The sequence below is a fragment of the Pseudomonas sp. FG-3G genome (assembly GCF_901007645.1).
Lineage (GTDB): Bacteria > Pseudomonadota > Gammaproteobacteria > Pseudomonadales > Pseudomonadaceae > Aquipseudomonas > Aquipseudomonas rhizophila.
This window is the reverse complement of sequence record NZ_CAAKGZ010000028.1, coordinates 14,160-27,988: the sequence shown is the minus strand read 5'-3', so window position 1 is coordinate 27,988 and position 13,829 is coordinate 14,160. Positions and strand designations below refer to the sequence as shown.

Sequence of the window (13,829 nt, the reverse complement as noted above, 5' to 3'; positions counted from 1 at the left end):
CTTTTCTGCGGTCCATAGTTGATCAGTTCGATCACGGAGCTTTCCATGAAGTACTTATGCCTGGTCTATAGCAACGAGCATGCGCTGCACAACTCACCCGACAGCCCGCAGGACGCTGAATGCATGGCCTACGCCGAGTCGGTCCAGGGGAGCGGTCGTATGATTGCCGCCGAGGCCCTGGAGTCGGTGCAGACCGCTACCACGGTGCGCATGCGCGGCGGCAAGTTGTCGATCACGGACGGTCCATTTGCCGAGACCAAGGAGCAACTGGCGGGCTTCTACCTGATCGACGCCAAGGACCTGAACGAAGCCCTCCAGGTCGCCGGCAACATTCCGGCGGCCCGGGTCGGCTGCGTCGAGGTCCGACCGGTACGCCAACTGAATCCCTGAACAACAATCACAAACAGGATTTCATTCATGAACCTCAAACCTGCCGCGTTCGAGTTATCCATCAGCCGAGTGATCGACGCCTCGCGCCAGAAGATTTTCCGCGCCTGGACCGAGCCGGCGCTGCTTGTCCAATGGTGGGGCCCCCACGGCATGACTACGCCGGAGTGCGAAATGGAGCTGTGGGTCGGTGGTCAGTTTCGCACCCTGATGCGTGCTCCGGACGGCAGTGAGTATCCGACCATGGGCGTGTTCCTGGAAATCGTTGCCCCGCAGCGGCTGGTCTTCACCGATGCGTTTGTGCCCGGCTGGATCCCCTCCGGCAAAGCCTTCATGACCGGCGAAGTGTTGCTTGAGGAGATGGGCGATAAAACCCTTTACACCGCCCGCGCCCTGCACTGGAACGAAGAAGACCGCCAGGCCCACGAAGCCATGGGCTTTCATGACGGCTGGGGCCAGAGCCTGGATCGGCTCGAAGCGCTGGTGACCCAGGGCATGCCCGACTGATGTCGGCCGAAGAAGTCAGTGCACGGGTCGAGCAGGTTTATCGGCAAGACTCGCGGCGCATCCTGGCGACGCTGATTCGCCTGCTGGGGGATTTCGACCTTGCAGAAGAGGCCTTGCACGAGGCCTTCTTCATCGCGGTCGAGCGCTGGCAGCGCGACGGTGTGCCGGACAATCCTCGGGCCTGGCTGGTGTCGGCCGGGCGCTTCAAGGCCATCGACAGTTTGCGCCGGCGCGCTCGCTTCGCGGCGAGCCGGCCGATGCTGATTGCCCAGCTCGAAGAACTGGAGCAGAGCGACTGGAGTGATGAGGACGTGGAAGACGATCGCCTGCGGCTGATCTTCACCTGTTGCCACCCGGCCCTGGCCGCTGATGCCCAGGTGCCGCTGACGTTGCGGGAAGTGTGCGACCTGACCACCGAAGAGATCGCCCGGGCTTTTCTCGCCGCCCCGGCGGCCATCGCCCAGCGCATCGTGCGGGCCAAGGCAAAAATTCGCGATGCGAAGATCCCCTATCAGGTGCCGTCCCGCTCGGAACTGCCCGAGCGGCTGGACAGTGTGTTGCGCGTGATCTACCTGGTATTCAACGAAGGCTATTCGGCCTCGATGGGGGCTGAGGTGACGCGTGAAGATTTGACCCGCGAAGCCATCCGCCTGGCCCGCCTGTTGATGGAGCTGTTGCCTGAAGCCGAAGTCATGGGTTTGCGGGCATTGATGCTGCTGCACGAGTCGCGGCGGCGAGCGCGAACCTCTCCCAGCGGTGAACTGATCCTGCTGGATGAGCAGGACCGGTCCTTGTGGGACGCCGACATGATCGCCGAAGGCTGCGCCCTGGTGGAAGCCGCGCTCAATACCCGAAGGTTCGGGCCTTATTGCCTGCAAGCTGCGATTGCGGCAGTGCATGCTGAAGCCCCCACGGCGCAGGAGACCGACTGGCCGCAGATCGTTGGCCTCTATGATGTGTTGCTGCGTGCGGTGCCTTCGCCGGTGATCGAACTCAACCGCGCCGCGGCCCTGGCCAAACGCGATGGACCGCAAGCGGGCTTGCAGCGGATCGACGCGATTCTGGACCGGGGCGAGTTGCTCGATTATCACCTGGCCCACTCGGCGCGGGCAGAACTCTGTCGGCAGTTGGGACGCGTGGAGGAGGCGAGGGCGGCATATCGACGCGCGCTTGAATTGACTCAGCAATTGCCGGAGAGGCGGTTTATCGAAGGGCGGCTTGCGGGATTACAGTGATGACCACAAGCGATGAAATCCTGTGGGAGCGGGCGTTGTGGTGTGCATCGTATTTATGAACAGCTGAAACCACTGTGGGAGCGAGCCTGCTCGCGATAGCGTCATGTCAGTCACATTGCTGTTGGCTGAAACATCGCTATCGCGAGCAAGCTCGCTCCCACAGGGTTTTATGGCTTGGCTGACGGGCATAACCCGTCAGTCAACCAGCCTTGATCAGAACTCGTGATCAGCGCTGTCCGGGTTCAGGTCGCTGATGCCCAGTTTGCCCGCGGCCTGTTCGATCGCGCCGGTCTGCTTGACCAGTGCGGCAATGGCGTCGCGCACGACCTGGTTGCCAGCGGTGTTGCCCGCAGCGATCAGTTGGTCGTAGTGCTCACCCTTGTTGGCGTGATCGACCATGACTTGGATCTTGGCTTCGGTGTCGGCCAGGTCGGCCTTGAGGGCGTTGTCAGCGGCCGGGTCAGCCTTGGCCACCAGGGACGACAGGCTGGCGCCGGTCATCTTGGTGCCGTCGACGCGGGTGTATTCGCCCAGGTAAACGTTGCGCACGCCTTTGGCATCGTAGAAGTGCGAGTTGTGGGTGTTGTCGCTGAAGCAGTCCTGCTCGTCTTCTGGCGAGTTGGCTTCCAGGGACACCTTCATACGTTCGCCCGCCAGTTCGCCGAGGGACAGGCTGCCCATGCCGAACAGCATCTTGCGCAGGCCGGTTTCGGCAGGCTCGGCTTCCAGGGTGGCGCGGTAGTTGTCAGCCACGTTTGGCTTCCAGTTGCCGACCATTTCTTCCAGATCGCTGACCAGCAGTTGGGTCACGGCCTTGAGGTAGGCGCGACGACGGTCGTTGTGACCGCCAGTAGCCCCGGCGCCTTCCAGATAATCGGAGGCCGGACGCTTGCCGGCACCAGGGCCGGTGCCGTTGAGGTCCTGGCCCCACAGCAGGAATTCGATGGCGTGGTAGCCGGTGGCGACGTTGGCCTCGGAACCGCCCAGCTCGTTCAGGCTGGCGAGTTTCTCCGGGGTGATGTCTTTCACGTCGACCTTGTCTTCGCCTACCTGGACTTCGGTATTGGCGATGATATTGGCGGTGGCGCCCGGGTTACCCAATGCGTGCGCATAGGAGGTGTCGACGTAGTCGATCAGGCCTTCATCCAGCGGCCAGGCGTTCAATTGGCCTTCCCAGTCGTCGATGATGGTGTTGCCGAAGCGGAACACTTCGCTTTGCAGGTAAGGGACGCGCGCAGCGACCCAGGCGGCCTTGGCGGCGTTGAGAGTCTCGTCGTTCGGTTTGGCCAGGAACGCATCGATCGCGGTTTGCAGGGTTTTCGCGGTGGATTCGGCATCGCTGTAGACCGCATGGACGATGTCGGCGTAGTGCGCGACAACGGCCTTGGCAGCGGCCTCGTCGATTTTGCCGGCTGCGGCTGGGGCGGCGGTGCTGGCTGCAGGCGTGGGCGCTTGCGGCGCGGCGGCCTTGTCTTTGCCTTCGCCGCAACCGGCGAGGGAAATAGCGATGGCCAGCAAACTGGCGGTAGCCAGAGGCATACGAATCATGGCGAACATCCTGCTTCGGTGATGGATGGGACAGGCGCGAGGTGCGCAAAGCTGCGACATAATGCGAAAGATTTGCATTATGTGTAAAGGGTTGTAGCTGTAAATATTTCTTATTTGTGATGCGGCGCGGGCAGCCTTCCGTAGGCGCCGCCGAGCTAAGCGAGGCGGCGATCTCTGCCCAGACGCTTGAGTCTCAAGCGAACAAACCAAAGAGTGCAGGCTTCGCCAACTCCGGCAGAGGCATGACTATCCGAGGAGAAAGAATCAGATGATGGAGACTTTGCTGCGCTGCGCCTGCTTGAGATAGATGCCCAACTCACGTGCCGGTAGCGGTTTGCTGTAGTAATACCCCTGACCTTCATGGCAGCCCTCGGAGATGATGTAGGCTTCCTGCTCGACCGTCTCAACCCCCTCGGCGATTACCTGCATCCCCAGGCTCTTGCCCAACTGGATGATGGCCCGGACGATGGTCGCGTCATCCTCGTCATCGAGCAGGTCCTGGACGAAGCTCTTGTCGATCTTGATCTTGTCCAGCGGCAGGCTCTTGAGATAACTCAGGGACGAATAACCGGTCCCGAAGTCATCGATGGCAATCAGCGCGCCGGAGCGGCGCAGACTGAGCAAGTGCTGGGCGGCTGTCGTGATGTCTTCCATCAGGCCGGTTTCCGTGACCTCCAGCTCCAGGCTGCGCGGCGGCAGGCGGTACATCTGCAGCAAATTGTTCACCACCCGCGGCAGTTCGGCATGGTGCAATTGTACGGTGGACAGGTTGACCGCCATGCGCAGGTCAACGAAGCCCTGGTCATGCCATTCGCGCAACTGTTTGCAAGCCTGATCCAGGACCCATTCACCGATGGCGATAATGGTGCCGTTCTGTTCGGCCAAGGGAATGAACAGGTCCGGCGGCACGAGGCCGTGTTCGGGGTGATGCCAGCGAATCAGCGCCTCGGTACCCACCACTCGCAGGTCGCGATAGCTGACCTGCGGCTGATACACCAGGCTGAACTGCTCGAGGAGCAGAGCCTCGCGCAGGTCTTTTTCCAGCTCGCGACGGCGGCGCATTTCACTGTCGACGCTGGCGATGTAGAACTGGTAGCGATTGCGCGAGCGGGCCTTGGCCAGGGTCATGGTCTGCTCGGCTTTCTGCAACAACTTCTCGGTGCTGTCCCCGTCCTCGGGAAAGAGGGTGATGCCGATGGTCGCCCGCAGGCGGATTTGCCGATCGTCGAGGACGAACGGCGCCTCCAGGTCATCGAGGATGCTCTGGGCCAACTCGGCGGCTTCGTAAGGTTGTTCGATATCGGCCTGGACCAGGGCGAACTGGTCGCCCCCCAGTCGCGCCAGCGCGCCAAGGCGGCCGCTGTGGGCTCGCAGCCTATCTGCCAGGGCCAGCAGCAACTGGTCGCCGGTTTGATAGCTGAACTGTTCGTTGATGCCCTTGAAGTCATCCAGCCCCACACACAGTACGGCCACCCGGCGTTGCAAGCGCCCGGCATCCACCAGGATCTTGTCCAATTGCTGTTGAAGCTGCTGACGATTGGGCAGGCCGGTGAGGAAGTCATACTGGGCCATGCGCAGCAGGCTGTTTTCCGCCTCGTGGCGCAGGTGTGTATTGCGCTCGATGGAGGCGAGCAATTGGTTGGCGGTGTTGATCCAGAGCCCCAACTCATTTTGTTCGTGGCCGCGTAGCTGCGGGATCTTGTGTTCACTCGGCCGGTCGGGGTTGATTTCGGTCAGGTGTTCGATGATCCGCGACAGCGGTTTGGTCAGCAGCCAGTGATAGACCAGGTACAACACCAGGCCCATCGCCAGGGCTCGCAACATGCCCGATATAAAAATGATCACAGAGTTGACGATGAAACTCTGGCCGTAGGTGGCGGTGTCGAGAGTAATGCTCAGGTCACCGTAATATTCACTGTAAGGCCCGCGACCCACCAGTTGCGTGGTGAATGTGCGTTCCTTGCCAAGGATCAGGTCGGTCAGCCAGCGACTTCCAGAGTGCTGCAAAGGCCGGGTTTTTTCGGCGAGCATAGTCTCGTGAGGGTGACCGATAGAAGCCATGCGCACCGCTTGGTCCTGAAACAGCCCCTCGATCACTTGCATGCCCATCTCCCGGTCAAGGCTATAGACGGCCTGGGTCGAAGGGTCGCGGAACATATCAAGAATTCGTTGGGCATCGCTGGCGACGGCATGGTCGGTTTTGTAGGCATCGAAAACGATCTGGGCGCAGCTCAATACCACGCCGACGATCAATGCCGAAAGGAGCACGACCCGGAGCAACTTCACAGACAAGCTGTTCTTGAGTTCCAGCTTCAAAGAGGGGGTTCCTTGTTCCGTGCGAGTAGCGTCAAGTTGCCATGAGTATTGGCAATCCTGTGATGTCAGTCAAAGGGACAATCAAACACAAGGGTCTTCGCCTGAAACCTGGCCGTTATACGGTGTTTCCAGAGTTATTGCTCTACGACCATTGTGTCGGATGGAAGGGCCCCCAACTTGAGGCCTGGGTTTGATTTTTGTTGGATTTCAGACACGAGGTAGGGGGCCGGACAAGATCCGAGGGCTTTGTGCCAGCTAAAAAAAACCCGGCAAAGCGCCGGGTTCTTTTGTCTGGCATTACGGATCAAGCGGTGAAGGTCTTGCCTTCGAACTGCTCGGCCACGAACTTCCAGTTGACCAGGTTCCAGAACGCTTCGACGTATTTCGGACGAAGGTTGCGGTAGTCGATGTAGTAGGCGTGTTCCCAAACGTCGCAGGTCAGCAGCGGGGTGTCGCCGCTGGTCAGCGGGTTGCCGGCGCCGATGGTGCTGGCCAGGGCCAGGGAACCGTCAGCCTTTTTCACCAGCCAGCCCCAACCGGAACCGAAGGTGCCGACGGAAGTCTTGGTGAATTCTTCCTTGAACTTGTCGAACGAGCCGAACGCACTGTTGATGGCGTCGGCCAGCGCGCCGGTAGGTTGACCACCGGCGTTTGGCGCCAGGCAGTTCCAGTAGAAGGTGTGGTTCCAGACCTGAGCGGCGTTGTTGAAGATACCGCCCGAGGAAGTCTTGACGATTTCTTCCAGGGTCTTGCCTTCGAACTCGGTGCCAGGTACCAGGTTGTTCAGGTTCACGACGTAGGTGTTGTGGTGCTTGTCGTGGTGGAATTCCAGAGTCTCTTTGGAGATGTGCGGCTGCAGTGCATCGTGTGGATAAGGCAGCGGCGGCAATTCGAAAGCCATGGTGATTCTCCTAATCAGGTCAGTTGCGGTGAGCGCAAGGCCGATCACGGGCGGCCAGACTAGCGCCGGGGAGTTTGTACTCATTGCGGCGCAGGAGTCGGATCATAGCACCGGGGGAACGGCATAACCACGCAACAACTGTGTGGGATAGAGGTTCCAGAGCGGTTTGGAATAATCAGCCAGAGACGATCAACTGTATGGCCACGCTGAACATCATCGTTGCCACCAGCACATCCAGTATCCGCCAGGTACTCGGCCGGGCCAGCCACGGTGCCAGCCATGCCGCACCGATTGCCAGTGTGAAGAACCACAGCAACGAGGCACTGGCCGCTCCCACGACATAGGCGCCAGGCACGCTTTGCTGGGCCCCGAGGGAACCGATCAGCAACACGGTGTCGAGATAGACGTGGGGGTTGAGCAGGGTCACCGCCAACGCACTGAGCAGCACCGCCCGTAACGAGCGCACGACCTGTTTTTCATCTTGTTGCAGGCTTTGTTTCGAACAGGCCCGACGCAACGCCAGGCTGCCATACCAGAGCAGGAACCCGGCGCCGCCCCAGCGGGCTATTGAAAGCAGCAACGGGCTTTGGGCCAGCAGTGTCGCCAGGCCGAACACCCCGGCGGCCACCAGCAACGCATCGCAAGTTACACACAGGGCGGCGACCGGCAAGTGATGTTCGCGGCGCAGGCTTTGCGCCAGCACGAAGGCGTTCTGAGCGCCGATGGCCATGATCAGCCCGAGGGCCACCAGTAGTCCGTTCATGTAGCTTTGCCACATAAATTACTCCCCGAGTAGGTATGAATGCGGTGTCATTCTCTGGTGCAAAGCGGTATAAGAAAAACCAATATTGCTGATTGCTCATTAGGGAAACTGATGTTCGATTACAAATTGCTTTCCGCTCTGGCGGCGGTTGTCGAACAGGCCGGATTCGAGCGTGCCGCCCAAGTGCTGGGTTTGTCGCAGTCGGCGATTTCCCAGCGGATCAAACTGCTGGAGGCGCGGGTCGGCCAGCCGGTGCTGGTGCGCGTCACGCCGCCGGCACCGACCGAAATCGGTCGCCGCTTGCTCAACCATGTGCAGCAGGTGCGGCTGTTGGAGCGCGACCTGCAAAGCCTGGTGCCAGCGCTGGATGAGGAGGGGCTGCCTGAGCGCCTGCGGATCGCCTTGAATGCCGACAGCCTGGCCACTTGGTGGGCGGTGGCCGTTGGAGATTTCTGCGCCGAACATCATCTGTTGCTCGACTTGGTGGTGGAAGACCAGACCGTCGGCCTCAAACGCATGCGTGCTGGTGAGGTGGCGGCGTGCGTCTGCGCCAGTGAACGTCCGGTGGCTGGTGCCCGTAGTGTGTTGTTGGGGGCCATGCGCTACCGGGCGTTGGCCAGCCCGGCGTTCATCGCCAGGCATTTCCCCGATGGGGTGCGCGCCGATCAACTGGCGCGCACGCCGGCGCTGGTGTTCGGCCCGGATGATTTCCTGCAGCATCGCTACCTTGCTTCCCTGGGGGTCGAAGGCGGTTTCGAACATCATCTCTGCCCGTCGTCCGAAGGTTTCATTCGGCTCGCCGAAGCGGGGCTTGGCTGGGGACTGGTGCCTGAGTTGCAAATGCGTGAGCAACTGGAGCGGGGCGAGTTGGTGGAATTGCTGGCAGATAAACCGATTGATGTGCCGTTGTACTGGCATCATTGGCGCAATGGTGGGCAGTTACTGGGTTTGTTGACTGAACGATTGATCAAGGCGGCAAGCAGCAAGCTCCAAGCGGTAAGTTGAAAAGCGATTGGCTTGAAGCTTGTAGCTTGAAGCTCGAATCTGATTTTAGGAGTCTTCATGAAAATTCTGGTTACCGGCGCAAGTGGCTTCATTGGCGGGCGCTTTGCGCGATTCGCTCTGGAGCAGGGCCTGGATGTACGGGTCAACGGTCGCCGGGCCGAGAGCGTTGAGCACCTGGTGCGTCGCGGGGCGCAGTTCATCCAGGGGGATCTGAGTGACCCGTTGCTGGCTCGCGACCTGTGCCTTGATGTTGACAGCGTCGTGCATTGCGCCGGTTCCGTGGGGCTTTGGGGGCGCTATCAGGATTTTCACCAGGGCAACGTCCAGGTCACGGAAAACATTGTCGAGGCCTGCCTCAAGCAGAAGGTCCGGCGCCTGGTTCATCTGTCATCGCCGTCTATTTACTTCGATGGCCGGGACCATCTGGACCTGACCGAAGAACAAGTGCCCAAACGCTTCAAACATCCCTACGCTGCCACCAAATACCTGGCTGAACAGAAAGTCTTCGGGGCTCAGGAGTTCGGTCTCGAAGTACTGGCTCTGCGCCCGCGCTTTGTCACCGGCGCCGGCGACATGAGCATTTTTCCCCGGCTGTTGAAAATGCAACGCAAGGGCCGCTTGGCCATTGTCGGCAACGGGTTGAACAAGGTGGATTTCACCAGCGTGCAGAATCTCAACGAAGCGCTGCTCAGCAGTCTTTTGGCCGGCGAATCGGCCCTTGGCAAGGCTTACAACATCAGCAACGGCACGCCGGTGCCGTTGTGGGATGTGGTCAATTATGTGATGCGACAGATGGAAGTCCCACAGGTCCGGCGTTATCGTTCCTACCGGCTGGCCTACAGCGTCGCCGCCCTGAATGAAGGTTTTTGCACGTTATGGCCGGGCCGTCCCGAACCGACGTTGTCGCGCCTGGGCATGCAGGTCATGAACAAGAATTTCACCCTGGACATCAGCCGTGCCCGGCATTATCTGGATTACGATCCACAGGTCAGCCTGTGGACCGCTCTTGATGAGTTCTGCGCCTGGTGGAAAGCCCAGGATGCCCGCTGATCGCCCCGTCATGAACCGAGTGCCAGGTTCGGGGTCAATCGGTGCGGCGGGCGAGGGGGTTATACTCGCTGCATCAAGCCAACACCGGTTTCCCAAAGGTTGAACCCAATGCCCATGCGTAACGATTCCAACGACGACTTCGATGATATACCGAGCTTGCGGATGCGGGCCGACATTCCCGATGACGATGACTTTCTGCCTGAGCGCGAACGCCCGCCCCACGTGCAAGCGCGCCCGGCACCCGTTGCGGCGGCCAAGGTCAAGGGGGCCAGTACCGGGCCACTGTGGGCACTGGTCGGTGCGCTGTTGTGTGCGCTTGCCTTCCTGGCGTGGTGGAGCTTCCAGCAGATTTCCTTGATGGAACAGCAGCTGGTGGCCACCCAGGAAAGTTTCGCCCGTATCAGTGAAGACGCGGCGGGGCGCTTGCAGGACATTTCCGGCAAGGTGGTAGCCGGTCAGTCCAATGTCATGAGCGACAGTGAAGCCTTGAAGTTGCAGATCAAACAGCTGGAAGGCAAGCTCCAGGAGCAGGGCAAGCAATTCGAAAGCAAGCTGCAGGAGCAGTACAAACAACAGATGGTCGCGTTCGGTCCGTCCGCCGACCTGGACAAGGAGCTGGCCCAGATCATTGCCCAGACCACTGAGCAGCAGAACGCCAGCACTCAGTTGCAAGCTTCCAACAAGGAACTCCAGGACCAGGTCAAGGCGCTGGCGGCTGAAGTTTCCGCCCTGAAAAACCAGGGCGAGGATGGTGCTCTCGATGCCCGGCTCAAGAGCATCGGTGCCGACATCACCGCCCTGAAACGCGCCACTTCCAATTCTGCCATCGAGCGTCTGGAGCAGGACGTGATCGTGCTCAAGAGCCAGCAGGACAACGGGGGCAACAACACCGCCGAGTTCGACGCCTTCCGCGGCCAGGTCACCCGCAATATCAACACGCTGCAAGCGCAGATCCGCAACCTGCAGCAGCAACTTGGCAGCCGAGCTCAGTGACGAGGCTGTAGTCGCGAGCGGTGGGTCAGTCAGTTTGCATCAATGGCTGATGTGCCACCGCCATCGCGAGCAGGCTCGCTCCCACATCGTGAGTCGTGCGCTTGCAAAGTGTTCAGCCGCTGCAAACCGGTGGGCTTGCCGATCCTTGCGCTGATCGGCAAGTGGGACCAGACAAATGCACAAAAAAAGGCCCGCATCGCTGCGGGCCTTTTGTTGAGTAACGGCGGCAATTCAGCCCGCCACCAACACCCGTATGGCCTCCAGGCGCAGCGCCGCCTTCTCAAGCATCGCCAGACCTTGCTCACGCTGTTGGCGCAGAGCCACCAGTTCGCTGTCGCGTACCGTCGGGTTGACCGCTTGCAGGGCAGTCAGGCGCGCCAGTTCTTCGTCGGTATCGGCTGCCAGGCGACGCTGGGCTTCGGCCACGCGTTCGGCGTGACGCGGGGCGATCTTCTCTTCACCGGCGTTGATCCGTGGCGAGAGCTGGTCACGCTGGGCCTGGATGAACTTGTTGGCGCTGGCCCGAGGCACGCTTTCCAACTGATCGTTCAAAGTCTCGAACGAGACTCGGGCGGCGAGGTCGTTGCCATTGGCGTCCAGCAGGCAGCGCAGGGCGGCCGGCGGCAGGTAACGGCCCAGTTGCAGTGAGCGCGGGGCAACCACCTCACTGACATAGAGCAGTTCCAGCAACACGGTGCCGGGCTTGAGAGCCTTGTTCTTGATCAGCGCTACGGCGGTATTGCCCATGGAGCCGGACAGCACCAGGTCCATGCCGCCTTGCACCATCGGGTGCTCCCAGGTAATGAACTGCATGTCTTCGCGAGACAGCGCCTGGTTGCGGTCGTAGGTGATGGTCACGCCTTCGTCGTCGCCCAGCGGGAAGCTGGCGTCGAGCATTTTTTCGCTCGGCTTGAGGATCAGCGCGTTGTCCGAATGGTCCTCGCTGTCGATGCCGAACGCATCGAACAGGGTTTCCATGTAGATCGGCAGGGCGAACTGGTCGTCTTGTTCGAGAATGGCCTCTACCAAGGCATCGCCTTCACCCGCGCCGCCGGAGTTGAGCTCCAGCAGACGGTCGCGACCGGTGTGCAGCTCGGCCTCCAAGCGTTCGCGTTCGGTGCGGGCTTCGTCTATCAAGGCTTGCCACTGGCCGTCATCGGCTTCTTCCAGCAATGGCAGCAGGCGCGGGCCGAACTGATGCTGCAAGGCGTTGCCGGTCGGACAGGTATTGAGGAACGCGTTCAGGGCCTCGTGATACCACTGGAACAGCCGCGCTTGCGGGCTGGTTTCCAGGTACGGCGCATGCAGCTCGATGGTGTGTTTCTGGCCGATCCGGTCCAGACGGCCAATACGCTGTTCCAGCAGGTCCGGGTGCGAGGGCAGGTCGAACAGCACCAAATGGTGGGCGAACTGGAAGTTACGGCCTTCGCTGCCGATTTCCGAGCAGATCAGCACCTGGGCGCCGAACTCTTCGTCGGCGAAATAAGCCGCCGCGCGGTCGCGCTCCAGGATGTTCATGCCTTCGTGGAACACCGTGGCCGGGATGCCGGAACGTACGCGCAGAGCGTCTTCCAGATCCATGGCGGTCTCGGCGTGGGCGCAGATCACCAGCACTTTGGTGCGCTTGAGCATCTTCAGGGTGTCGATCAGCCACTCGACCCGTGGGTCGAAACGCCACCAGCGCTGTTCTTCGTTGGCGTCCGGCTGAGCCTGGAAGCTGACTTCCGGGTACAGCTCGGCGTGATCACCCAACGGCAGCTCGAGGTATTCGTCCGGGCACGGCAGCGGGTAGGCGTGCAGCTTGCGCTCCGGGAAACCCTGTACGGCGGCGCGCGTATTGCGAAACAGCACGCGGCCGGTGCCGTGGCGGTCCAGCAGTTCGCGGACCAGGCGGGCGCTGGCTTCAACATCGCCATCATTGACGGCGGTCAGCAGCGCTTCGCCCTCGTTACCCAGGAAGCCGTGAATGGTCTTGTGCGCCTCGGGTGAGAGACGGCCCTTGTCCAGCAGCTCCTGCACGGCTTCGGCCACCGGGCGATAATTTTCGCTCTCGGCGCGGAAGGCCTTGAGGTCATGGAAGCGGTTCGGGTCCAGCAGGCGCAGGCGGGCGAAGTGGCTGTCCTGGCCCAGCTGTTCCGGGGTCGCGGTCAGCAGCAGTACGCCGGGAATCGTTTCGGCAAGCTGTTCGACCAGGGCGTAATGCGGGCTGACCTGATCTTCGTGCCAGACCAGGTGGTGGGCTTCGTCGACCACCATCAGGTCCCAGCCGGCGGCAAACAGCGCGTCCTGGGCCTTCTCATCGTCCACCAGCCACTCCAGCGCCACCAGGGCCAGTTGGGTGTCTTCGAACGGGTTGCTGGCATCGCTTTCGATGAAGCGTTCTTCGTCGAACAAGGCGACCTGCAGGTTGAAACGCCGACGCATTTCCACCAGCCACTGGTGCTGAAGGTTTTCCGGTACCAGGATCAGCACGCGGCTGGCGCGGCCGGAGAGCAGTTGGCGGTGGATGATCAGGCCGGCTTCGATGGTCTTGCCCAGGCCCACTTCGTCTGCCAGCAATACCCGTGGCGCGATGCGGTCGGCCACTTCACGGGCGATGTGCAATTGGTGGGCGATGGGCTGGGCACGTACGCCACCCAGGCCCCAGAGCGGCGACTGCAACTGGCGGCTGGTGTGTTCCAGGGTGTGGTAGCGCAGGGAAAACCATGCCAGCGGGTCAATCTGGCCGGCGAACAGACGGTCACTGGCCAGGCGGAACTGGATAAAGTTCGACAGCTGGGTTTCCGGCAGAGTGACAACCTCGTTCTGCCCATTGAGGCCGTGGTAGACCAGCAGCCCATCGACATCGTCGACTTCGCGCACGGTCATTTTCCAGCCTTCGAAGTGAGTGATCACATCGCCCGGCGAAAACCGCACGCGGGTGAGGGGCGCATTCCGTAGCGCGTACTGGCGAGTGTCGCCAGTGGCCGGATAGAGCACGGTCAACAAGCGGCCGTCCTGTGCCAGAACGGTGCCTAAACCCAGCTCGGCTTCGCTGTCACTGATCCAGCGTTGCCCCGGTTGATACTGCTGCGCCATGCTGCCTGACTCCCGCCTTGAAAAAGCCGGTTATCTTAACGGAATG

General features: G+C 61.1%; 11 protein-coding genes. 6 read left to right on the top strand and 5 right to left on the bottom strand.

Annotated features, from left to right (window positions below):
- The first annotated feature begins 45 nt into the window (after positions 1-45).
- The 3 genes from PSEUDOMOFG3G_RS20140 to PSEUDOMOFG3G_RS20130 are packed head-to-tail and all read left to right on the top strand — an operon-like array spanning position 46 to position 2,129.
- Entirely contained in the window at positions 46-390 is a 345-nt protein-coding gene (locus PSEUDOMOFG3G_RS20140; protein ID WP_047228331.1) for a YciI family protein, read from the top strand.
- Between the two features lie 27 nt (positions 391-417).
- Positions 418-894: an SRPBCC family protein gene (locus PSEUDOMOFG3G_RS20135; RefSeq protein ID WP_047228330.1), complete on the top strand. Its 477-nt coding sequence runs from the start codon at positions 418-420 to the stop codon at positions 892-894.
- A complete protein-coding gene (locus PSEUDOMOFG3G_RS20130) occupies positions 894-2,129 on the top strand; it encodes an RNA polymerase sigma factor (protein ID WP_139050965.1) in 1,236 nt (411 codons plus the stop codon). The genes PSEUDOMOFG3G_RS20135 and PSEUDOMOFG3G_RS20130 overlap by 1 nt, the downstream gene beginning before the upstream one ends.
- 213 nt (positions 2,130-2,342) lie before the next feature.
- On the opposite strand, the gene PSEUDOMOFG3G_RS20125 is transcribed toward PSEUDOMOFG3G_RS20130, so the two are convergent.
- From PSEUDOMOFG3G_RS20125 to PSEUDOMOFG3G_RS20110, 4 genes are all read right to left on the bottom strand, one after another.
- Positions 2,343-3,677, bottom strand: a complete 1,335-nt coding sequence (locus PSEUDOMOFG3G_RS20125; protein ID WP_047228328.1) for an imelysin family protein — start codon at positions 3,675-3,677, stop codon at positions 2,343-2,345.
- A gap of 264 nt (positions 3,678-3,941) precedes the next feature.
- A complete protein-coding gene (locus PSEUDOMOFG3G_RS20120) occupies positions 3,942-5,993 on the bottom strand; it encodes a bifunctional diguanylate cyclase/phosphodiesterase (RefSeq protein ID WP_076386027.1) in 2,052 nt (683 codons plus the stop codon).
- Positions 5,994-6,297: 304 nt separating this feature from the next.
- Positions 6,298-6,894: a superoxide dismutase gene (locus tag PSEUDOMOFG3G_RS20115; protein WP_047228326.1), complete on the bottom strand. Its 597-nt coding sequence runs from the start codon at positions 6,892-6,894 to the stop codon at positions 6,298-6,300.
- A gap of 175 nt (positions 6,895-7,069) precedes the next feature.
- A complete protein-coding gene (locus PSEUDOMOFG3G_RS20110; RefSeq protein WP_047228325.1) occupies positions 7,070-7,672 on the bottom strand; it encodes a LysE/ArgO family amino acid transporter in 603 nt (200 codons plus the stop codon).
- Between the two features lie 96 nt (positions 7,673-7,768).
- On the opposite strand from PSEUDOMOFG3G_RS20110, the gene PSEUDOMOFG3G_RS20105 reads away from it, so the two are divergent.
- From PSEUDOMOFG3G_RS20105 to PSEUDOMOFG3G_RS20095, 3 genes are all read left to right on the top strand, one after another.
- Positions 7,769-8,662 carry a LysR family transcriptional regulator ArgP gene (locus tag PSEUDOMOFG3G_RS20105; RefSeq protein WP_047228324.1) on the top strand — a complete coding sequence of 298 codons (894 nt, stop codon included), beginning with the start codon at positions 7,769-7,771 and terminating at the stop codon, positions 8,660-8,662.
- Positions 8,663-8,719: 57 nt separating this feature from the next.
- The gene (locus PSEUDOMOFG3G_RS20100; RefSeq protein WP_139050964.1) at positions 8,720-9,712 is read left to right on the top strand and encodes an NAD(P)-dependent oxidoreductase; all 993 of its coding nucleotides are present in this window, start codon (positions 8,720-8,722) and stop codon (positions 9,710-9,712) included.
- Positions 9,713-9,820: 108 nt separating this feature from the next.
- Positions 9,821-10,705: an ATPase gene (locus PSEUDOMOFG3G_RS20095; protein WP_076386024.1), complete on the top strand. Its 885-nt coding sequence runs from the start codon at positions 9,821-9,823 to the stop codon at positions 10,703-10,705.
- 231 nt (positions 10,706-10,936) lie between these two features.
- On the opposite strand, the gene rapA is transcribed toward PSEUDOMOFG3G_RS20095, so the two are convergent.
- Entirely contained in the window at positions 10,937-13,783 is a 2,847-nt protein-coding gene (gene rapA, locus PSEUDOMOFG3G_RS20090) for an RNA polymerase-associated protein RapA (RefSeq protein ID WP_047228321.1), read from the bottom strand.
- Positions 13,784-13,829: the final 46 nt, after the last annotated feature.

Bases quoted from the DNA above. Each gene is read 5' to 3' on its own strand.
- PSEUDOMOFG3G_RS20115 (WP_047228326.1), bottom strand. From the start codon at position 6,894: ATGGCTTTCGAATTGCCGCCGCTGCCTTATCCACACGATGCACTGCAG.
- PSEUDOMOFG3G_RS20130 (WP_139050965.1), top strand. From the start codon at position 894: ATGTCGGCCGAAGAAGTCAGTGCACGGGTCGAGCAGGTTTATCGGCAA.
- PSEUDOMOFG3G_RS20110 (WP_047228325.1), bottom strand. From the start codon at position 7,672: ATGTGGCAAAGCTACATGAACGGACTACTGGTGGCCCTCGGGCTGATC.
- PSEUDOMOFG3G_RS20140 (WP_047228331.1), top strand. From the start codon at position 46: ATGAAGTACTTATGCCTGGTCTATAGCAACGAGCATGCGCTGCACAAC.
- PSEUDOMOFG3G_RS20095 (WP_076386024.1), top strand. From the start codon at position 9,821: ATGCCCATGCGTAACGATTCCAACGACGACTTCGATGATATACCGAGC.
- PSEUDOMOFG3G_RS20135 (WP_047228330.1), top strand. From the start codon at position 418: ATGAACCTCAAACCTGCCGCGTTCGAGTTATCCATCAGCCGAGTGATC.
- rapA (WP_047228321.1), bottom strand. From the start codon at position 13,783: ATGGCGCAGCAGTATCAACCGGGGCAACGCTGGATCAGTGACAGCGAA.
- PSEUDOMOFG3G_RS20125 (WP_047228328.1), bottom strand. From the start codon at position 3,677: ATGATTCGTATGCCTCTGGCTACCGCCAGTTTGCTGGCCATCGCTATT.
- PSEUDOMOFG3G_RS20105 (WP_047228324.1), top strand. From the start codon at position 7,769: ATGTTCGATTACAAATTGCTTTCCGCTCTGGCGGCGGTTGTCGAACAG.
- PSEUDOMOFG3G_RS20100 (WP_139050964.1), top strand. From the start codon at position 8,720: ATGAAAATTCTGGTTACCGGCGCAAGTGGCTTCATTGGCGGGCGCTTT.